The organism is Bradyrhizobium sp. AS23.2, assembly GCF_001908185.1.
GTDB lineage: Bacteria > Pseudomonadota > Alphaproteobacteria > Rhizobiales > Xanthobacteraceae > Bradyrhizobium.
Genome location: NZ_LGHM01000231.1, coordinates 12,792 through 33,076 on the forward strand (window position 1 = coordinate 12,792; position 20,285 = coordinate 33,076).

Consider the following 20,285-nt stretch of genomic DNA (forward strand, 5'->3'; position numbering starts at 1 on the left):
GGCCTCGCTCACAGCGCCCCCTACTTCTTCACCTTGCTGGCATCCATCTTGATGGCGGGATCGAGCATCTTGGTCGTGAACGCGGTCGTCACGTCGAACGGCTTCTCCATGCCGAGATAGGTCTGGACCAACTCGTAGTCCTTCTTCATCCGCTCGCCGTCGATCCAGCCCAGCGACTTCGTCGTCGTGAACTCGTCCGTCATCAGGTACTTGATACGCTCCCACTGACGCTCCTGGTTCTCCTTGTCGAGACCGGAGACCTGGTCGAGCAACGCCTTCAGGCATGGGGCAACGTCGGCGACACAGGCCGCAAAGGCCTTCTGCGAGATACGCACGAACTCTTCGACCAGCTTCGGGTTCTTCTGCAGATAAGCGCCGTTGACGATTAGCGAATTGCCGTACGGGTTGAGCCCGATGTCCTTCCAGTTGGAGTAGCCGAGGTCGGGTCCGAACTCGATCACCTTCAAATCGTGCTCGTTGTAGAAATCGCTGATGATGTCGACGGTGTGGCTCTTCAGCGCCGCGATCTTCGCGGTCGGTCCGATATTGACGAAGCTGACGGAGTCCGGCGCGATGCCTGCGGCCTTCGCAAAAGCCGGCCACATCACGCGCGAAGCATCGCCGGGCGGGTTGCCGATCTTGTGGCTCGGAAAATCCTTCACGCCATTCACACCGTAGCTCTTCAGCCAGTAGAAGGTCTGACCGGTGTTGGCGTAGATGCTCATCAGCGCCACATCGTCGGCGCCCTTGCTTTTCGCCACCAGCATGGTGGCGAGATCGGCGATGCCGAAGGGCGAACCGCCGGAGCCGACCTTGGCGGCGGAGACGCCCGAGCCCTTGCCGACCTCGATGGTCAGGTCGATTCCGGCCTTCTCGTACCAGCCTTGCGCCTTGGCGTAATAGAACGGTGAGTGATCGGCCGTCGGCGTCCAGTTCAGGATCAGGTTGACCGCCTCGCCCGCCCGCGCCGGGACCGCCGGCAAACCGAGCATCAGGCCCAAGACCAGAGCCGAGCCAACCGCCTGCAAACGCTTCATCGCATCTCTCCTCATTGCGCGACCCGGCTTGTCGCTCTCCCCCTGTGAGGCTACCAATGCAACAAGCCCGCCCTCCAATTGTCAACTGTTTGGTTGGAAATGCCCGCAAAACGTTCAGGCGACACCGTGCCGCAGCGGCGCGACCCCGTCGCCACCCGCAAGAAGCTGCTCACCGCGGCGCGACTGGAATTCGCCCGGCACGGCTTTGCGGGCGCCCGGGTCGACGAGATCGCCGAGCGCGCCGGCGTCAACAAGCAGCTCGTCTATCATTACTTCGGCGACAAGGACGCGCTCTATCTCGCTGTCCTCGAATGGGTTTACGCCGATATCCGCGAGCAGGAGCGCCAGCTCAACCTGGAAGGCCTGCCGCCGGAAAGGGCGATCCGGAAGCTGATCGAGGCCTCATTCGACTACCTCGCGACAAACCCTGATTTCATCGTGCTTCTGAACGACGAGAACCGCGGCGGCGCGCGCCACGTCCGCGGCTCGACGCGGCTCGAGGCGATGCATTCGCCGCTGGTCCGGAGCGTGTCCCACATCCTCAACGAGGGCGTGCGCAGCGGCGTGTTCCGCAAGGGGATCGACCCGGTCCAGCTCTATATCTCCATCGCGGGCCTCGGCTATTTCTATCTCTCCAACACGCCGACGCTGTCGGCGATCTTCGGCAAGGACCTCTCGAGCCGGGCGGCGCGGCGCGCCCGCCGCAGGCACGTCGCCGATCTCGTGCTTCATTCGCTCCGGCCTTAATCAACCAACTGGTTGAAACTTCCCTCGAGGCCGGTTAGGCTTGCGACCAGCGGCAAGGTGACCGCTGGCAACAGGGAGCAGTCGGTGGCAGGAGACGGAGCACGCACCTCGCGCAGCTTTGCGATCATCCTGATCGTGCACCTCGCCGTGCTCGTGCTCTGGCAGGTAGCGGTCGATGCCTTCCACGTGCCGAAGTTCATCCTTCCCTCCCCGCTCGCGACAATCCAGACGCTGGGGACCGCGGGCTACGCCTGGGGCGCCAACACGCTGGTGACAGCCGTCGAGATCCTCGGCGGCTTCGCGCTCGGCGCGGTCGTCGGCGTCGCGCTCGCCGTGGTCTTCAGCTGGGCGCCGCTGGTGAGTCTCGTACTGCTGCCGCTGTTCGTGACGCTGAACATGATCCCGAAGGTCGCGCTCGGCCCGCTCTTCATCGTCTGGTTCTCCTACGGCATCGTGCCGAACATCCTGATCGCCTTCAGCATCTGCTTCTTCCCGATCCTGCTCACCACTGCGCGCGGCCTGCGCGAGGTCGAGCCGGATCTGCTCGATCTCGTCAAATCGCTGCGCGGCTCGCGCTGGACCCTGTTCCGCAAGATTCAGCTGCCGGGATCGCTGCCTTACGTGTTCTCCGGCATGAAGGTCGGCGCGATCCTTGCGGTCGCCGGCGCCATCGTCGGTGAGTTCATCGCTTCCGAGCGTGGGCTCGGCTACCTCATGATCCAGGTGCAGTCGTCGCTCGACACGCCTGCAATGGTGATGGCCGTCGTGCTGCTCACGCTCCTCGGCGTTGTTCTTTACGGCCTGGTCCTCGTCCTCGAACGCATGTTCGTGGTCGGCGATGCAAGACAGGCTTAAAGACCGCATACCTAACTGACCAAGGACCGATCCATGCTGCTCACCCGCCAGACGCTGCCGAAGACGATCCCGGACATCGCGGCGCTCGACGATCTCCTGTGCCGGCCGAGCCAGGCGCTGATCGACGACCTCAACAAGGTCGAGGGCGACATCATGATTCTCGGCGTCGCCGGCAAGATGGGACCGACGCTGGCCGGGCTGGCGAAAGCGGCCGTGCCGGATCGCCGCGTCATGGGCGTCGCGCGCTTCAGCGACGCGAGCGTCAAGGACTGGCTGCAAGCGCGCGGCGTCGAGACCATCAATTGCGACCTGATGGATGAGAAGGCAATTCACGCGCTGCCGAAGGCGCCCAACATCGTGTTCATGGCCGGCCGCAAGTTCGGCGCCGAGGGCGATCTGTCGCTGACCTGGGCGATGAACGCGCATGTCCCTGCCCTCGTCGCACAGGCCTTTCCGTCGTCGCGCATCGTCGCTTTCTCGACCGGCTGCATCTATCCTTTCGTGCCGGTCGACGGCAAAGGCTCGACCGAGGACATGGCGCCGAACCCGCCCGGCGAATACGCCCAGTCCTGTGTCGGCCGCGAGCGCATGTTCGAATATTTCTCGCACAAGTTCGGAACGCCGGGCCGGCTGTTCCGCCTCAACTACGCGATCGACATGCGCTATGGCGTGCTGCACGACATCGCGACGAAGGTGCTCACGGGCACGCCGATCGACGTCAGCCTCGGCCATGTCAATTTCATCTGGCAGGGCGATGCGTCGTCACAGGCCCTGCGCTGCCTGGCACATTGCACGGCGCCGACCTCACCGATCAATGTCAGCGGCCACGAGATCCTGGCCGTGCGCGATCTCGCTGCGAAATTCGGCGCAAGGTTCGGCCGCGCGCCGGTGCTGACAGGCAAGGAAGAGCCGACGGCGTGGCTGACCGACACGTCCAAGGCGGTCGAGCTGTTCGGCCTCCCGGTCGTCGACACCGAGCAGTTGATTGCATGGACCGCAGACTGGGTGTCCCGCGCCATGCCGAGTCTCGGCAAGCCCACCAAATACGAGGTGCGCGATGGACGCTACTGACGACCCGCGCGTCGTTCAGCTCGGCGTCGAGGACGCAGCCGCGGGCCTGCTGCTCTCGACGGAAGCGCACTGGAACCAGACCGAGGACGACTGGCGCGTCTTCCTGCGCGACGGTTTTGTGTTCGGCATCCGCGACGGCGCGCAGCTGGTCGCGACCGCGGCGCTGCTGCCGTACTCCGGCAACAACGCCTGGATCAGCATGGTGCTGGTGACTGCCAGTCACCGCCGGCGCGGCCTCGCAACGCGGCTCGTCGATGTCTGCCTGGAGACAGCGCGCAAGCGCGGCCTGACGAGCTGGCTCGACGCGACGCCCGACGGCGCCGCGGTCTACGGGCCGCTCGGGTTTACGCCGACACAGCAACTGCGCCGGCTGAAGCTGAAATCCGCGCAGGCATCCGCGCCGGCGCCTAGCGCCGCGACACTCGACGCGCTTTGCGCACGGGACCGTCGGGCCACCGGCCTCGATCGCACCGCCCTGTTTACCGCCTTCGCACGGCGCCCAGGTTCGCGCATCGTCTCCGCGAGCGGCGCCATCGCGCTGGTGCGGGACGGCAGAACCGCGCGCCATATCGGCCCGCTATTTGCGGATCATGCCGCCGCCGCGCTGACCCTGGTCAATGCGATCGCGCAATCGGAGGATGGACCGCTCCTGCTCGACGCCGTCGCGTCGCAAAGCGCGTTCCTCGAAGGATTGACCGCATCCGGGTGGACCATCGAGCGGCCGTTCCAGCGCATGCGGTTCGGCCCCGCCACCGCCACGGATGAGGAAGTGCCATTCGCCGTCGCCGGCCCTGAATTCGGATAGGACATCATGCACCACAGCCAGATCAACAGCGAAATCCGCAAGCTGATCGCCGACGGCACCGTGCTGCCGGCGCATCCCCTCGCGCTCACCGCCGAGCGCCAGCTCGACAAGGCGCATCAGCGCGCGCTGACGCGCTACTACATCGATGCCGGCTCAGGCGGCCTTGCGGTCGGCGTGCACACGACGCAATTCGCGATCCGCGACGTCGGCCTGTATCGTCCCGTCCTCGAGCTTGCCGCCGAGACCGCCGCAAGCTGGACCAAGCGTCCGCTGGCAATGGTCGCGGGCCTTGCCGGCCCAACTCAGCAGGCGATCGCCGAGGCACGCACCGCGCGCGACATTGGCTACCATGCGGGCCTGCTCAGCCTCGCCGCGATGAAGAGCGCCTCCGAGGACGAGATCATCGCGCACTGCACAGCAGTTGCGGCCGAGATCCCGCTTGTCGGCTTCTATCTCCAGCCTGCCGTCGGCGGCGTCATCCTGTCGAGCCGGTTCTGGCAGCGCTTTGCCTCGATCGACAATGTCATTGCGATCAAGATCGCGCCGTTCAACCGCTACCGCACGCTCGACGTGCTGCGCGGCGTTGCGGCCGCCGGTGCGCTCGACCGCGTCGCGCTCTACACCGGCAATGACGATCACATTCTGCTCGACCTCACGCTGCCGTTCGACCTGCGCGACAATGGCGTCACCACGCGAACCTATTTCAAGGGCGGTCTGCTCGGCCACTGGTCGGTCTGGACCGCGAGTGCGATCAAGCAGTTCGAGCGCTGCAAGGCGGCGCGGCACAGGGACACCGTGCCGGCCGATCTGCTCGCGCTCGATGCCCGCGTCACCGATTGCAACAGCGCCTTCTTCGACGTCGCCAACAATTTCCATGGCTGCATCGCCGGCTGCCACGAGGTGCTGCGGCGTCAGGGTCTGATGAAGGGCTTGTGGTGCCTGGACCCGAACGAGGGCCTCAGCCCCGGCCAGAAGGAGGAGATCGACCGCGTCTGCCGCGAGCATGCCGACCTCGGCGACGACGCCTTCGTGGCCGCCAACTTAAACAAATGGCTGGCATGAGCTCCGAGCCCTTCATCAGCCTGCAAGGCGTCCGGAAAGTCTATCGCAGCGGCGGCGCCGAGTTCTTGGCGGTGTCCGACGTCACCATGGACGTGCAGGAAGGTGAGCTCGTTTCGCTGGTGGGCCCGTCCGGCTGCGGCAAGACCACGGTGATGAAGATTTTGGCCGGCCTGCACGGCGCCGACGGCGGCACCGTGAAGATCGGCAACGCCAACAGCCCGTTCGATCCGACCCGCGACATCGGCATGGTGTTCCAGCAGGCGCTGCTGCTCAAATGGCGCACGATCCTCGACAATGTATTGCTACCGGCCGAGATCGTCGGCCTGCCGATGAAGGCCGCGCGCGAGCGGGCGCGCGATCTTCTCAACCTGGTCGGGCTTGCCGGCTACGAGCAGAAATATCCGCAGCAGCTTTCAGGCGGCATGCAGCAGCGCACCGCGATCGCACGCGCCTTCGTGCACGATCCGAAGCTGATCCTGATGGACGAGCCGTTCGGTGCGCTGGACGCGCTGACGCGCGAGCAGATGAATTTGGAGATGCTGCGGATCTGGCGAGAGAGCGGCAAGACCATCATCTTCGTCACGCACTCGATCCAGGAAGCCGTGTTCCTGTCCTCGCATTGCGCCGTACTGACGGCGGGACCTGCGAAGATGGCCGACTATTTCGCGATCGACCTGCCCTTCCCGCGCGATCTGCCGCTCAAGACGACGGACGCGTTCGGCGCTTACGCGCGGCGCATCTATGCGAAGCTGGGCCTGGGCGCGGCGTAAGGCCGGTCCCTCCGCTGTCATTCCGGGGCGCGACGAAGTCGCGAACCCGGAATCCATCAGGCGGCAGTACACGCGGAGAAATGGATTCCGGGCTCGCGCCAGGAGGCGCGCCCCGGAATGACCGTGCACCTTCGGATCACGCTTGAAACGCCGCGTTACCCTCGTTGCAATCAGCCCTTGCGCATCTTGCTGAGCAGGTAGTTGTCGTAGAAGTTTTCCGCGATCTGCGTGTAGAACAGCAGCTCCTTCATATACGCGTCGTGGCTCTCCTTGGTCCGCTTGAACAGCTCGCTCTTGGCGGCGAGCTCGTTCAGATGCTCCTGGGCCGCGTTGTAGCAGGCCTCCAGCACCGGCTGCGGAAACGCCTTCAGCTCCGCCCCGTTCGCGATCAGCCGCTTCAGTGCCCCCGGGTTCACGCTGTCGTATTTCTCGAGCATCCAGGCGCCCGCAGCCGAGGCGGCCTGGTTGACGACCGCCTGGTACTGCTTCGGCAGCGAAGCCCATTTCTCGTCATTGACGATCATGTGCAGCATGGCGCCGCCTTCCCACCAGCCGGGGAAGTAGTAGTACTTGGCGACCTTCTGGAAGCCGAGCTTCTCGTCGTCATAGGGACCGACGAATTCGACCGCGTCGAGCGAGCCCTTCTCCAGTGCCGCATAGATGTCGCCGCCCGCGAGCTGCTGCGGCACGACGCCGAGCCGCGCCAGCACATGGCCGCCCATGCCGGCGATGCGGAATTTGAGGCCCTTGAGATCGTCGACGGTCTTGATCTCCTTGCGGAACCAGCCGCCCATCTGCGTGCCGGAGTTGCCGCAGAGGATGGCGTGCGTCTTGAAGGGCTTCAGCGCCTCGTTGGTGAGCTCGGCGCCGCCACCGAAATACCACCAGGACTCCTGGTGGCGGTGGTTCATGCCGAACGGCGCGCCGGTCGCGTAGGCCAGCGCCGGTTCCTTGCCGATGTAGAAATACAGCGGCGTCTGCGCCATCTCGACGGTGGCGACGCTGACCGCATCGAGCGCCTGCAAGCCGGGAACGAGTTCGCCCGCCGCAAAGGTCTGGATCTGGAATTTGTTGTCGGTGGCTTCGGCGACGTATTTCGCGAAGGTTTGCGCCGTGCCGTAGATCGTGTCGAGCGACTTCGGGAAGCTCGAGGTCAGACGCCATTTGATCTCGGGCATCGACTGCGCGATCGCAGGTGCGGCAACCAGCGTCGTCGCGCCGGCGACCGCGCCGCCCTTGAGGAATGTACGGCGTTTCATGGTGGGGTCTCTCCCTGAAAGTAAGTTTCAAACATATCGGCTCGGGGCCACGGTCTTCGCGGACCGTTTGCCCGTTCCTATGGCGGAGTTCAAGCTGGGAGAAGGCCTGGAGCCGAATGCCCTTCAGAGCAGCTTCGCGCTCACGAACAGCGCCCGCACAGCGTTGGTCGCCTGCACCGCCAGCATCGCGTTGTCGGCGGCGCCTTCCAGGGCCGCGACAGCGTCCTCGTGGAGGGCGCGGAATTCCATCCACTCGACCGACTTGAAGTTGGTGAGGAATTGATAGGCTTGGCCGACGGACGCGATCGCCAGCGTGTCGCCGTTCAGCTTGATCTTGAACGTCGTGCGCAGCGGGGTCTCGGAACTTGATGGATCGCTCATGGGCTGCTTCTGGACGAGGACGGCTTAACGAAGGGGAAACGGCAGCCCCCCCGCCGTCCCGGCAAATACAATATCAGGAGTCGGTGCTCGCGCGCTGCGAGGCGGTCGCCGATCCGCTCAGGCTCGGCACCACGACGAGGCGGTTGAACTCGCCATTGTCCCATGCCTTGAGGAAGCGGTCGTAGTCCTTGATCGAGACACAACCGTTGGAATCGCCGCGCGGCCCCAGCATGAAGCTGTGGGTGAGCAGACCGACACGGCCGAGTGCGCTGGTGCCGTCAGTCGGGGTCAAGCGCAGCGCGCGGATGCCGTGGAACAGCTTTTCGCGCGGCTTCAGGTCGTAGGTCGCAGGCGGGGTCGCACCGACCATGCGCTGGTCGACATGCTCCGGGTCGTCCATCAGCGCGCCCATGCCCGAATGCGCTTCCAGCGCCACGCCGCTCGGCAGGTAGAGTGCCTTGGCCTTGATGTCATAGACCGCCGTCCGCGAATCGTAGCCGAGGGCCGCAAGGTCCGGGGCCTTCTTGTTGAACAGGCCGCTGTCGGGCGTCAGCGAGGCCAGCTTGATCTTGTCGGTGAATTTTTCGAAGAAGTTGCGGTTGTCGACCCTTGGGCTGGTGTCGGCATAGGCTTGGCTGGAGGCGATCTGGGCCGAGAGGTCCGCCTGGACCGGCCGCGAGCGCGGCATCGGAACGGCGTCGGCGTGCTGTGACGGCCTCGCCTCGTCGGTTGCGGGCCGATCGTCATCGGTCAGGGTCGAGCGCCAATCGTCACCCTGGAGTCTCTGGGCGAGCATTGCCTTGGCGTCGCGAAGCTTCAGCTGGACCGCATTCAGGGCGGAGCGCTCAAGCGCCCGCAAACCGGAGTCGCGGGCGGGCCGGCCACCGGATGCCGAGGCGAAACGGTCATCAAACGAAGGGGCGTCGGCCGGTGGCAGCGCGGCGGAGACCAGCGGGGTCGAATCGACCAAATTCGAATCGGCCAAATCCGAGTCGCCCAGGTCCGCGACCCAGGCGGCAGCACCGAGCGCCAGGGCGAGCGCGGCCAGAGACAGCAGAATTGTCTCGGCTCGCCCAATACGGCGGCGCGACAACAGCCTCTCGGCTTGTGCGGCGTCGGAAACCATTAGATCCCCAAATCGACCCCCGGGAGTACCCACCCCCACCCGGAGACTCTGTACCAGCTACCACATTGGGAGCCAAAAGTTAGGCATAATCGCGACCATCAAGGCATGCTAAGGTATCCAATGACCGCTCCTTTCGATCTAGAGCGCTTCGTCCGGGCCCAGGATCCGGTCTATCACGACGTCCAGGGGGAGCTGGCCCGGGGTCGGAAGCAGAGCCACTGGATGTGGTTCGTCTTCCCGCAGGTCGCAGGCCTCGGCTTCAGCGCAATGTCCCAGCGCTACGCTATCGCGTCGCGCGAAGAGGCCAAGGCCTACCTTGCCCACCCCGTGCTCGGTCCGCGCCTGATCGAATGCACGAGGCTCGTGCTCGCCGTTGAGGGACGGACCATCAACGCGATCCTCGGCGCACCGGATGACGCCAAATTCCGCTCATCGATGACGCTGTTCGGCGCAGTGTCCGACGAGCCGGTCTTCGATCAGGCGATCGCCCGATATTTCGCAGGCGAGCGCGATGGTGCTACGCTGGAGATCCTTTCAAAGCTTGATCGAAAGGCCTAGGGACCTCGCCTGCTGCCGCAAGTAGCGTAAACCCGCGATTAATGCGGTCCCCCTATCGTCCGGAGAATACCTTTCTCCCCTGCGCAATTGCCGGACGGTTCGTGAAAATCGGTACGCTCCTGACCACCGCCATCGTCTCGCTCTCGACCGTGGGCGGCGGCCTCGCCGTCTACGTCGCCGTGACGAAATACCAGACGATGGACAGGATCGCCGAAGCGCAAGGCCGGCTCGCGATCGTCCGCGCCGCCAGTGACATCCCGCGCTATCTCAACCCCGAGCGCGGCTTTGCCACCAACATCCTCTATGGACCCGCGACAGTCGACCCGGCACAGCTGACCGAGCACGAAAAGCTGCGCAAGCAGACCGACGGCGCCCGTGACAAGATGAACGCGCTGCGCAAGGAACTGCCCGGCTCGCTCGACGACGGCAATACGATCGGTAGCAACATCGACGGCATCAATTCGAAATTCACCGCGCTGCGCGAGGCCATCGACAAGGCGATCGCCGGGCCGGCAGACGCGCGCAAGGACGCCGCCCGGAAGGTTGTCGCCGACAATGCCGTGCTCAACGCCGGCGTCACCGCACTGCTCAACGAGCAGGTCCGCCGCATGGCGATCCTGAACGGCGATGCCTTCCGCCAGGCCAACTACGCCAACATCGCCATGACGCTGCGCGACATCGGCGGCCTCAATGCGAGCGTGCACAAGAACCTCGTCGGCGGCAAGAAGGTGGCGACCGATGCCGAGAAGGCCGACGTTGCGCGCATGCAGGGCCGCAACGACCAGATCGTGATGTCGCTGCTGGAACTGCGCGGCAATCCCGCGACGCCGGCCAACGTCGGCGCCGCGCTCGAGACGATGAACTCGCGCTACGTCGAGGAATTCGGCCGCGAGCTCAAGCTCGTCAAGGACGGTTCCGTCAGCGGCAAGTACGACCACGACGTCGAGACCTACTACGCGGCTTCACAGCGCGGCCTCGGGTCGATCATCGGCGTCCGCGACGCACTCTACGACAACGCCGAACAGATCCTCGCTGGCGCCTCCTCCGCCGCGCGCACCAGCTTCACGATCGCACTCGCGGGCCTTGTCGCCGTGCTGATCGCCAGCGTCGGTCTCATCGTGATGGTGCGCCGCCGCGTTTGCGCCCCGATCGTCAGCCTGACGATCCGGATGGCGCGGCTTGCCGACGGCGACGTTGCGGAAAGCATCCCCGGCGCCGAGCGCTCCGACGAGATCGGCGCGATGGCCGCGGCGGTTCAGGTCTTCAAGGACAACATGATCCGGGCCGACCGGCTCGCGGCCGAGAAGCAGGCCGAGAACGACGGCAAGATGCGCCGCGCCCAGGCGCTCGACGGCCTCACCCGCGCGTTCGAAGCCAAGGTCACCGAACTCGTCGGCGGCCTCTCCCGGGCCTCCTCCACGATGGAGAGCACCGCGCAGTCGATGACCTCGACGGCGTCCCAGACCAACAGCCAGGCCGCGGTCGTCGCCGCCGCCTCACACCAGACCTCGACCAACGTGCAGACGGTCGCCAGCGCCACCGAAGAGCTGACCTCCTCGATCGCGGAGATCGGCCGTCAGGTCGCGCAAAGCACCGAGATCGCGTCCCGTGCCGTCGACAATGCCCGCCGCACCGGTGACACGGCGCGTGCACTCGCCGAGGGCGCACAGAAGATCGGCGACGTCGTGACGCTGATCCAGAGCATCGCCGAGCAGACCAATTTGCTGGCGCTGAACGCGACCATCGAGGCCGCCCGCGCCGGCGACGCCGGCCGCGGCTTTGCGGTCGTCGCGTCCGAGGTGAAGTCGCTGGCCGGCCAGACCGCCAAGGCCACCACCGAAATCTCCGAGCAGATCACCGCAATCCAGACCGCAAGTGACGAAACCGTGGCCGCGATCCGCAACGTCGCCGACGTCATCGCCGAGATCGACCAGATCGGGACCGCGATTGCCGCCGCGATCGAGCAGCAGGGCTCGGCGACCAAGGAGATCGCCCGCAGCGTCCAGGAGGCCGCCCGCGGCACCCAGGAGGTCAACACCAATATATCAGGCGTGCAACGCGCCGCCGACGACACCGGTGCGGCCGCCAAGGAGGTGCTGGGTGCGGCCGAGCAGCTCTCGACGCAGTCGCGCGATCTCGCCGGACAGTTCGATCGCTTCCTCGGCGAAGTCAGGGCCGCGTAGAACCATTTCCGTTCCGATGGAATCGGAACGGGGCTCTAGATTCTCATTTTGGCGCGTTTTCTTTACGCGAACCGGTATCCACTTCGCTCGAAACGCTCTCAATAAGGCGGCGCTTTCCGCGCGCGCTGCGCGTTGGCCGCCTCGATCCACCACGAGAGGTCATCGGCAAAGCGCGGGAAGGAGCGCTCGAGCGCTTTGCCGCCCTCGCCGATCGGCTCGCCTTCCGCCGACAACGTCTGCGCGATCGGGCCGACGCCGATGGTGCTCGACACCACGACCATGCCCATCTCCGACAGCGTGCCGTGCCAGGCTGTCGCGGCGCGCGCGCCGGAGAACCGGCCTGCGGAGTAGCTCGCGATCGCGGCCGGACGCCAGAACCACTCCTCCAGGAAATGGTCGGTGAGATTCTTCAGGCCCGGCTGAATGCCCCAATTGTACTCGCCGGTGACGAAGACGAAGCCGTCCGCGCCGCGGATCTGTCCGGCCAGCTTTTCGAGCGCCTCGGGCGCCGAGCCCTTGGGATATTCCTTGTACATGCGGTCGAGCATCGGCAAGCCGATCGCCTTGGCGTCGATGAACTCGACCTCCTCGCCACGGCCGCGCAGGCGATTGATGACGAAATTCGCAAGGCGGATGCCCATGCGGTCGGAACGGTAGGAACCGTAGAGGACGAGGATGCGATTGCTCATGGCCGGCAGGTTAGCACGAGATGAGGGGCCGGCCCCAACGATTTGGCCCGCTATGCCTTCCCTCCGCGCCCCAGCGTTTCTGACGGCGTCTCACCGAACTGGTCGCGGTAGCTCCTGGAGAAGTCGCTGAGATGCCAGAAGCCGAACGCCAGCGCGACGCTCCGACGCAGCGGCTAGCATCTCCCGAACCATACTGCGCAACCGGTTGCGCCAACACCCGGATGTAAAATCCAAATTAACTCCTTTGAGGTGCAATAGCCCGGTTCGAATAGTCAAATTTTATTTGAATTCAGGCTCCTGCCATGATGGCAAATTCGCCTGCTGATATTCTTGTTGAGTTGGAAGAAGCGGTCGCAGCGTGCCCGCCGGACCGTTGCGTGCGCATTCTTTCCGGCATGGTGCTCCTGCTCACCGGCAGCCGCGACTGGCCTCAGGAATTGCTCGCCAACGTTGTCGATGGCGTTCTGCTGCGATTGACGGAACGGGTCGGGGCCCGCGCACTGGTTCAGCTGAGCACGGCGCTTGCCGAGCTCAAGGTGGCTCCCCCGGAGACATTGCGACGCCTCGCTTCCCACGACGACCCGGACGTCGCATGCCCTCTCCTGCTCAAATCGCAGGCACTCGCCACATCTGATCTCGAGACGGTCGCGGCATCCTGTGGCGAGCGGCAGCAACTCGCGATCTCCGGTCGCGACGTCATCGAGCCGGCCGTGACCGAGACCCTCGTCAAGCGCAGCGGCCCGATCTGCCTTGCGCTGATCAAGAACCCGGGAACCAAATTCTCCGACGCGGCGTACGCCGCGCTGATTGCCAGGGCCGACCAGGACAGCGAGATCACGAAGGCATTGGCGCTCCGGCCCGGCACACCCGAGGCGGTCGTGCGGAAGTTGCTCTCCGCCTCCCCCGGCAAGCCCAACGCATCCTCCGCCCCGCCGGCACCGATTGCGCCCAAGCTGCCCTCCTCGGCCGCCTATGAGAGCGCCAGGCCGGAGATCATCGCACTCAACCGCGTCGGCAAGCTCAACGACTCCACGGTGAACCGCTTCGCGATCCGCGGCGAGACCGCCAACCTGTTCACGGCGCTCTCCGTGCTCTCAGGGGCTCCGATCGAGATCGTCGAGCACATCATGGTCGATGACGATTGCGAGGGTCTGGTCATGGCGTGCCGGGCTTCGCGGCTGAACTGGCCGACCACGCTCGCGATCCTGAGCAATCGCAGCGGCGCGCGGCTCTCCTTTGCCGAGCGCGAGCGTGCCCAACACATCTTCGAGACGCTTCTTTTGTCGACCAGCCAATGGACGGTGCGTTGGGGGGGAGATAGCTGCAGGCGGGCACAATCGATCCGGGACATCGCGGCGCAAAACGGGGATTAGCCGATGAGATTCGACAGTCGCAAAACGCTTCGCGTCCGGATGGACCACAGACAGCCGGTCAACCTGATGGGCTCGGACGGCACGTGGCGGCGCAGTTGCGTCCTGCTCGACGTGTCGCAGACCGGCGCCAAGCTCGAGGTCGAGGGCTCGCTCGACGTGCTGCAAGCCAAGGAGTTCTTCATGCTGCTGTCGTCGACAGGGCTCGCCTACCGGCGCTGCGAACTGGTGTGGATCGACGGCACCATGGCCGGCGTCCATTTCATCAACGCCGACGGCAAGAAGAAGGCAACGAGCGGACAGGCGGCTGCGCGGAACTCCGCTCGGGACAAGTAGACTCATCCCACGCATCGAACTCCAGTACGGTAAAGTCCAGGCCAGATCGTGCAGAACGTGCGAACCATACCCGGCCCCGTCAAAAGCGGCGGCGGCATCCGAGAGACGGAAGCGGTACGGCCATTCGTGCATGTGCTGGCCGACACGTCCGACAAGCTGGCGGGCGTCTGCTCGATCCTCGAAGGGAAATTCGCCGTTGCGGGCGAGCGGCTCGACGCCGACGCCAAGCTGTCGCAGATACCGTCCGCCATCGTCATCCGTGCGGAGCTGCGCGACGTCGACAACATTGCGGCCATCAAGAAGCGGGCCGGCAGGCTGGCGAAGGCAAAAAAGCGCATCTTCCTGCTCGAGCACACTTCTCACGTCGGCATTTCGCAGGCCTATGCGCTTGGCGCGACGCTCGTCCTCCCCGCGACGATCAACCGGATCAGGCTGCTGGCGGCGCTGGCCGATCCGGCGCCTGCATCGTCAGGCGACACGCCGCAGCCGGACAATGCCGTCGAGACCGCGGCAACCGCGATCGCATCGATGTTCGCCTCCATTACCCTCGGCCAGCCCCTCGACGTCGACGGCACCAGGGAAGCCGGTCGCCGGATCGCCGACCACATCACCCAGCACGGCCTGTCGGAGTGGCTCACGACGGTGCGGCGCCATCACGAAGGAACCTATCAGCATTGCCTGCTTGTGACCGGCGTCGCCATCGACTTCGGCCTCAGCCTCGGGGTCGGGCGAGCCGACCTGGAGCGCCTGTATACGGCTGCCATGTTCCACGACATCGGCAAGGCGCAGATCCCGCTCGCCATCCTCGACAAGCCCGGCCGCCTCAACGCCGAAGAGCGTGCCGTGATCGAGACCCATCCGGTGGCAGGCTACGAGTTTCTGAACGGGCACGACAAGATCTCGCCGGAGATCCTCGATACCGTGCGTCATCATCACGAATATCTCGACGGGAGCGGCTATCCGGACGCGCTCTGCGCCGAGAGCATCGGTGACGTCGTGCGAATTCTCACGATCTCGGACATCTTTGCCGCGCTGATCGAGCATCGTCACTACAAGCCGACGATGCCGCGCGCAGAAGCCTACAATATTCTCTGCGGGATGAACGGCAAGCTGGAGAAGGCGCTCGTGACCTCGTTCAAACACGTCGCGTTGACGCGGTGAGCGCCACAAACCGCGCCAGGAACGACGTCGCGAACACGAGCCTACAGCATGATCCGGACCCGAAGGGCCGCGTTAGCGCAAAGTGCGAAGCGGTTTTCCCTCGCGACAAACGCGGAACGCGCTTGCGCGGAGATCATGCTCGAACAATAGCCTAATCAAACAATCGCCTAAAGCGCGATGACGATTCATCCCAATCTCATCGCGCTTTAGTGCGTGGCGCGATATTTGGCGCGATCCGGGATGGAGCGGCAGGCCAGTCCTTCCGCAAGCCGCTTCATGTCCTCGTGCCGGCCGCTGCGGATCAGCCTGCTGAACTCATCGGGGGTGAAAGGAAGACTCGGATCATTATCAATCGGGCGCCGCACTCGCGGACCGAAGAACCGTCGAACCAGGCTAGCCAGCCGCCGCATGTCAATTCCCTCGCGCCAGCAACAAACCTTTTAGTCCGCATATTGTTCCTCCCGCACGATCGAGATTGCAAGAGGCCGCAAGGACCCCGCACCAAAAATTTCAGCGAGAGAATAATCTCCTCCTCGCCGCGTCAGTCGGCCGATCGCGCTAATCGGCAAAGCCGACATAGCGTACGAACTCCCCGTTGCCCTCGCGATCCGAGCGAACGGCATTCGCGGCAAAGCCGTCGTCGGGATATCCCATCGCGACACAGGTCATGATCACCTCGGCCTCCGGAATCCTGGCAACCTCGCGCACGATGTCGGAGCGCATGATGCCCTGCCCGTTGATCACCGAACCGAGACCGCGGTCCCAGGCCGCGAGCACGATGCCGTAGCAGAGCGCGCCGAGATCGAAATGGCAGACCGCGCCGGGATCGAGCACGCGGTCGTAGGTCAGCACCAGTGAGACCGGCGCGTCGAATTGGCGGAAGCCGCGCAGCACCCAGTCCTGGCGCATCGGCTTGTCGTCACGCGCGATCCCCATCGCACCGAACAACTTTTTGGCGATGTCGACCTGCCGCGTGCGATGCACGCCCTGATATTCGGCGTGGCTGACGATGTCGCGCTTGACCTTGGCGCCGCCAACCATCTCTTCCATGTTGCGGCGGCGCACCTCTTCCAGTGGCTCGCCTGTGAGCACGTGGACATGCCAGGGCTGTGTGTTCATCGACGACGGCGCACGCTTGGCGCTTTCGATAATCGCCTCGATCACCGCACGCGGCACTGGCTCGTTCCTGAAACCGCGCACGCTGCGGCGCGACTGGACCAGCGTTTCGAATTCCACCTCAAGACCTCCCTGCCCGTTCATCCCGGCGGCGTTGCGACAGACCGCCGGTTGCCGATGCGGCGCGCGAAATCTATGCTAACGGCCAAGCAAGACCAAGAACCCCGTGAGGACCCAACAATGCCTGCACCGCTCGATCCCGTCATCGCCCAGATCATTCCGCTGCTGCCGCTGCGCGATCCCACCACGATGACGCCACAGAGCGCCCGCGATTCCTTGCGCGCACTGGCTGCCGCGCGCGCGGCCGTGCCGCCGCCGCCCGTCGATGCGGTGCAGGATATCAAGGTGAAAGGCGGTGCCGGCCCGCTCGATGCGCGGGTCTACCGCATCGGCACCACGCCCGCGCCGACCGTGGTATTCTTCCACGGCGGCGGCTGGGTCGCGGGCGATCTCGAGACCCACGACCGCCAGGCGCGCAACCTTGCGATCGAGACCGGCGCCGTCGTCGTCTCCGTCGACTATCGACGCCCGCCCGAAACGCGCTTTCCCGGCGCCTTCGAGGACGCCTTTGCCGCTGCAAGCGACGTGTTCAACCGCGTCGCGGAATTTGGCGGCGATGCAAAACGCCTCAGCGTTGCCGGCGACAGCGCCGGCGGCAATCTCGCAGCCACCACCGCAATTGCCTGCCGCGATGCCGGCCTCAAGCTCGCGGCCCAATTGCTGGTCTATCCCGTGACCGACGTCGTCGGCAGCTACGCCGATGCACGTGAGAACGCGCGTTTTCCGTCACGATCCGAGAATGCCGAAGGCTACTTCCTCTCCCGCGCCGTGATGGAATGGTTTTCCGGCCATTATCTCGCCGAGCCCAACCACGCCGCCGACTGGCGTGTCTCGCCGCTGCGCGCGGCATCGCTTGTTGGTGTCGCGCCGGCGATCGTAACCACCGCCTGGTTCGATCCACTGCGCGACGAGGGGGCGGCCTATGCCCGGGCGCTGGAGGCCGCCGGCGTCCGGGTCAAGCACCACGAGGGCGCGGGCCTGATCCATGGCTATTTCGGCCTCGGCGACGCCTCCGAGGTCGCGCGAGCCGAGGCGCAGCGCGCGCGGGCCGACTTCAGGGCGTTGCTGGCGCAGGGGGCGTAGAGGGGCCGGACGGAAAAAAATCCGCGATGACCGCCAGAGCCGGAGCCGATCCTGCTTGATTGCGCCACGATTCGCGGCTCCAATCCGTGCGCCATCTTTGGTTTAGGGAGACACCCATGATGAAACGGATTTTCCTCGCTGCAATCGTTGCCACCTTTGCAGCGGGCTCGGCCCTCGCGGAGGACACCTGCGAGAGCAAGGCGGTCGGCAAGGACGGCAAGCCGCTCGCAGGCGCAGCGAAGACCTCGTTCATGAAGAAGTGCAAGGCGGACGCCTGCGCGCCCAAGGCTGTCGGCTCCGACGGCAAGCCGCTCGCCGGCGCAGCCAAGAACAGCTTTATGAAGAAGTGCGAAGTCAGCGCCTGATCGCTGCTGGTTCGCCACTGCTTCGCGGACGCTCTCCAACTTCGTCATGCCCGGGCATAGCCGTCTGTAGGACGGCGTCGCTTCGCTTGCCTATGTCCCGGGCATCCGCGCATGTGTGTCCGTGTAGCAAAGAACGTGGATGGCCGGGACAAGTGCTTAGCCAGGCGACATAGCTGACACCTGTTCGGACAGGTCACTGACGGGTTCGAAAGCACGAACGTCCGCTTGTAAGATCGGCGTCAAGCTGTCCGAATTAACCACCAATTCCATCCAATTTTAAATAGACAACAACGCTGCTTGTTAGCGTAAGCCGCACAGATCAACGTGCAGGCATTGCTCTTTCCCGGACGTCGGCGGGACCGGGAAACTGACTTCGTAAAGTGTGATCGCACTCGTTGCGATCGCTCGATTGGAAGTTACCTCTTCATTTGGAGCATCTCGCCATGATCGAACGTCGTGCAATGAAGCGCATACCGATCAACCGGGCGGCGCGGCTGTCGTTTGGAGAAATTCGTGGGACTCATCCATGCCTGGTGCGCGATATCAACGCCTTGGGCGCCTGCATCTCCACGCCGTACTACATATTTGCCAATGAGTTTGTGCTGTCCTTCGACGGCCATTCCGGATTTTTCATCTGCCGCGTCGTGTGGAGAAAGGAGACGCTTTGCGGGGTTTCCTTCGTCCTGCGTCGTCGCTCGCCGAAATTGGCGAACGATTCCAGCGCGCCCACAAATATGGTGCGACTTGACCGCCAGATCGTGCACCGCGGCGGGCGTCTTTAGCTTGGAGTTATCGGCCTAACTCCTTGAGCGCGCCGAGCGCCCGAACCGGACCATTCGAAAGCGTCGCCACCCTAGACAGGAGGGCTCGGCTGAAGGATCATGTAACCTGAGCGAACTGGGGCATCGACGAGGCTTTCTAGGAAAGGGAGGTCGAGATGTGGCAGCTTCGAGTGCGTGACCGCATAATGGCGACAATGAGCGTGCTCTTCATGCTGCTCATCAGTTTTGAAGTCGCGGACGCGAAGGGCCCCGGGTTGCCCAACGTCATGGTTCTGGCAACTGGTGGCACGATCGCCGGCACCGGATCAAGCAGCACCACCGTGGTCGGCTACACCGCAGCCACGGTGGGCATAGAGAGCCTCTTGAACGCCGTCCCCGAACTGAAAACGGTGGCTAACGTCAAGGGCGAGCAGGTTTTCCAGATCGCCAGCGAGAACATGAACAATGACTACTGGCTCAAGCTTGCAAAGCGCGTCAACGCTCTCCTCGCGCAGGACGACGTGGATGGAATTGTGATCACGCACGGTACTGATACGATCGAGGAAACCGGCTATTTTTTGAACCTTGTCGTCAAGAGTAAGAAACCTGTCGTCATCGTCGGCGCGATGCGGCCGTCGACGGCGATCAGCGCGGATGGGCCGATCAACCTCTACAATGCCGTGATCCTCGCTGGCAGTGACGAGGCGGTCGGCAAGGGCGTGCTCGTTGCTCTCAACGATCAGATCAACGCGGCTCGCGAGGTAACCAAGACCAACACCTCGACGGCAGATACCTTCCGCACACCGGAGCTCGGTTTTCTCGGCTATATGCAGGGAAACAAACCGTACTTCTATCGTCAATCGACGCGCCGGCACACGGTGGACTCCGAATTTGACGTTTCGGGTCTCGATGTCCTGCCGCAAGTCGACATCGTCTACGGCTACGCCAACATGAACCGGGTCGCGATCGACGCTTTTGTCACCGCCGGGGCCAAGGGGATCGTGCATGCCGGCGTGGGCGACGGCAGCCTGGCACGGCCCGCGGTTGAGCCGGCTCTCGACGAGGCCCACAAGAAGGGCGTCGTGATCGTTCGGAGCAGCCGTGTCGGCAACGGCATCGTCGCTCGCAATGGGGAGGCGAAGGACGACGAACACGACTTCGTCGTCTCGGATACGCTTAACCCTCAAAAGGCGCGTATCTTGCTGATGCTGGCGCTGACCAAGACGACCGATACCAAGGAGATCCAACGTATGTTCTACACCTATTAGACCGGCCGAAGCGCGGTAGATAAGCAGACGTCCGTCGAGCAGCCTAAAACGTCGCGAGTGACCCTGGCTGTGTAAAAACGCGAACTCCGGCGGATGGCGGAGCATCTACTTCTCAGATCACGCGGCACCGAAGCTCTGTATCCTCTTCGCAGTCTCAGAAGC

General features: G+C 64.4%; 22 protein-coding genes and 1 pseudogene. 15 read left to right on the forward strand and 8 right to left on the reverse strand.

Annotated elements, in window-relative coordinates; translation table 11 throughout:
- Positions 1–20 precede the first annotated feature (20 nt).
- On the reverse strand, positions 21–1,037 hold the full coding sequence (locus AC630_RS38465; protein ID WP_074123576.1) for an ABC transporter substrate-binding protein: 1,017 nt from the start codon (positions 1,035–1,037) through the stop codon (positions 21–23).
- A 99-nt stretch (positions 1,038–1,136) separates the two neighbouring features.
- Between AC630_RS38465 and AC630_RS38470 the strand changes: the two genes are divergently transcribed.
- The 6 genes from AC630_RS38470 (at position 1,137) to AC630_RS38495 (ending at position 6,347) form a co-directional block, all read left to right on the forward strand.
- Entirely contained in the window at positions 1,137–1,784 is a 648-nt protein-coding gene (locus tag AC630_RS38470) for a TetR/AcrR family transcriptional regulator (RefSeq protein WP_074123577.1), read from the forward strand.
- 84 nt (positions 1,785–1,868) lie between these two features.
- Positions 1,869–2,639, forward strand: coding sequence for an ABC transporter permease (locus tag AC630_RS38475; protein WP_074123596.1), 771 nt, complete (start codon positions 1,869–1,871; stop codon positions 2,637–2,639).
- A 33-nt stretch (positions 2,640–2,672) separates the two neighbouring features.
- Positions 2,673–3,710 (forward strand): NAD-dependent epimerase/dehydratase family protein, encoded by a 1,038-nt coding sequence (locus tag AC630_RS38480; protein WP_074123578.1) that lies wholly within the window; start codon positions 2,673–2,675, stop codon positions 3,708–3,710.
- Positions 3,697–4,515 (forward strand): GNAT family N-acetyltransferase, encoded by an 819-nt coding sequence (locus tag AC630_RS38485; RefSeq protein WP_074123579.1) that lies wholly within the window; start codon positions 3,697–3,699, stop codon positions 4,513–4,515. Before AC630_RS38480 ends, AC630_RS38485 begins: the two co-directional genes overlap by 14 nt.
- A gap of 6 nt (positions 4,516–4,521) precedes the next feature.
- On the forward strand, positions 4,522–5,577 hold the full coding sequence (locus AC630_RS38490; RefSeq protein ID WP_074123580.1) for a dihydrodipicolinate synthase family protein: 1,056 nt from the start codon (positions 4,522–4,524) through the stop codon (positions 5,575–5,577).
- Complete coding sequence (locus tag AC630_RS38495; protein ID WP_074123581.1) at positions 5,565–6,347, forward strand: ABC transporter ATP-binding protein; 783 nt, start codon at positions 5,565–5,567, stop codon at positions 6,345–6,347. Before AC630_RS38490 ends, AC630_RS38495 begins: the two co-directional genes overlap by 13 nt.
- 170 nt (positions 6,348–6,517) lie before the next feature.
- Here the strand turns inward: AC630_RS38495 and AC630_RS38500 are convergent, their stop codons facing one another.
- The 3 genes from AC630_RS38500 to AC630_RS38510 form a co-directional block, all read right to left on the reverse strand.
- Complete coding sequence (locus AC630_RS38500; protein WP_074123582.1) at positions 6,518–7,606, reverse strand: TRAP transporter substrate-binding protein; 1,089 nt, start codon at positions 7,604–7,606, stop codon at positions 6,518–6,520.
- A 123-nt stretch (positions 7,607–7,729) separates the two neighbouring features.
- Positions 7,730–7,987, reverse strand: a complete 258-nt coding sequence (locus AC630_RS38505; RefSeq protein WP_074123583.1) for a hypothetical protein — start codon at positions 7,985–7,987, stop codon at positions 7,730–7,732.
- Between the two features lie 73 nt (positions 7,988–8,060).
- Complete coding sequence (locus AC630_RS38510) at positions 8,061–9,044, reverse strand: DUF2778 domain-containing protein (protein WP_074123597.1); 984 nt, start codon at positions 9,042–9,044, stop codon at positions 8,061–8,063.
- A gap of 189 nt (positions 9,045–9,233) precedes the next feature.
- Here AC630_RS38510 and AC630_RS38515 point away from each other — a divergent pair, with 189 nt between their 5' ends.
- On the forward strand, positions 9,234–9,671 hold the full coding sequence (locus AC630_RS38515; protein WP_074123584.1) for a DUF1810 domain-containing protein: 438 nt from the start codon (positions 9,234–9,236) through the stop codon (positions 9,669–9,671).
- A gap of 101 nt (positions 9,672–9,772) precedes the next feature.
- Entirely contained in the window at positions 9,773–11,854 is a 2,082-nt protein-coding gene (locus tag AC630_RS38520; RefSeq protein WP_074123585.1) for a methyl-accepting chemotaxis protein, read from the forward strand.
- A 98-nt stretch (positions 11,855–11,952) separates the two neighbouring features.
- Here AC630_RS38520 and AC630_RS38525 read toward each other — a convergent pair whose 3' ends face one another.
- Entirely contained in the window at positions 11,953–12,543 is a 591-nt protein-coding gene (locus tag AC630_RS38525; RefSeq protein WP_074123586.1) for an NADPH-dependent FMN reductase, read from the reverse strand.
- A 50-nt stretch (positions 12,544–12,593) separates the two neighbouring features.
- Positions 12,594–12,707: pseudogene (locus tag AC630_RS38530) on the reverse strand (helix-turn-helix domain-containing protein); the annotation flags it as partial.
- A gap of 213 nt (positions 12,708–12,920) precedes the next feature.
- Here AC630_RS38530 and AC630_RS38535 point away from each other — a divergent pair.
- From AC630_RS38535 to AC630_RS38545, 3 genes are read left to right on the forward strand one after another with little or no spacing between them, the layout of a single operon-like run.
- The gene (locus AC630_RS38535; protein ID WP_245330643.1) at positions 12,921–13,916 is read left to right on the forward strand and encodes a DUF2336 domain-containing protein; all 996 of its coding nucleotides are present in this window, start codon (positions 12,921–12,923) and stop codon (positions 13,914–13,916) included.
- Between the two features lie 3 nt (positions 13,917–13,919).
- Positions 13,920–14,249: a PilZ domain-containing protein gene (locus AC630_RS38540; RefSeq protein ID WP_074123587.1), complete on the forward strand. Its 330-nt coding sequence runs from the start codon at positions 13,920–13,922 to the stop codon at positions 14,247–14,249.
- A 48-nt stretch (positions 14,250–14,297) separates the two neighbouring features.
- Positions 14,298–15,410 (forward strand): HD-GYP domain-containing protein, encoded by a 1,113-nt coding sequence (locus AC630_RS38545; protein ID WP_074123588.1) that lies wholly within the window; start codon positions 14,298–14,300, stop codon positions 15,408–15,410.
- 206 nt (positions 15,411–15,616) lie between these two features.
- On the opposite strand, the gene AC630_RS38550 is transcribed toward AC630_RS38545, so the two are convergent.
- Both AC630_RS38550 and AC630_RS38555 read right to left on the reverse strand, forming a co-directional pair.
- The gene (locus tag AC630_RS38550) at positions 15,617–15,820 is read right to left on the reverse strand and encodes a hypothetical protein (RefSeq protein ID WP_074123589.1); all 204 of its coding nucleotides are present in this window, start codon (positions 15,818–15,820) and stop codon (positions 15,617–15,619) included.
- A gap of 148 nt (positions 15,821–15,968) precedes the next feature.
- Positions 15,969–16,646, reverse strand: coding sequence for a nitroreductase (locus AC630_RS38555; protein WP_074123598.1), 678 nt, complete (start codon positions 16,644–16,646; stop codon positions 15,969–15,971).
- A gap of 120 nt (positions 16,647–16,766) precedes the next feature.
- Here AC630_RS38555 and AC630_RS38560 point away from each other — a divergent pair, with 120 nt between their 5' ends.
- The 4 genes from AC630_RS38560 to AC630_RS38575 all read left to right on the forward strand — a co-directional run bounded on the left by AC630_RS38560 (position 16,767) and on the right by AC630_RS38575 (position 20,123).
- A complete protein-coding gene (locus AC630_RS38560) occupies positions 16,767–17,729 on the forward strand; it encodes an alpha/beta hydrolase (RefSeq protein ID WP_074123590.1) in 963 nt (320 codons plus the stop codon).
- Between the two features lie 116 nt (positions 17,730–17,845).
- Positions 17,846–18,094, forward strand: a complete 249-nt coding sequence (locus AC630_RS38565; protein WP_074123591.1) for a hypothetical protein — start codon at positions 17,846–17,848, stop codon at positions 18,092–18,094.
- A 443-nt stretch (positions 18,095–18,537) separates the two neighbouring features.
- Positions 18,538–18,876 (forward strand): PilZ domain-containing protein, encoded by a 339-nt coding sequence (locus AC630_RS38570; protein WP_143198647.1) that lies wholly within the window; start codon positions 18,538–18,540, stop codon positions 18,874–18,876.
- A gap of 155 nt (positions 18,877–19,031) precedes the next feature.
- Positions 19,032–20,123: a type II asparaginase gene (locus tag AC630_RS38575; RefSeq protein ID WP_083636557.1), complete on the forward strand. Its 1,092-nt coding sequence runs from the start codon at positions 19,032–19,034 to the stop codon at positions 20,121–20,123.
- Positions 20,124–20,285 lie beyond the last annotated feature (162 nt).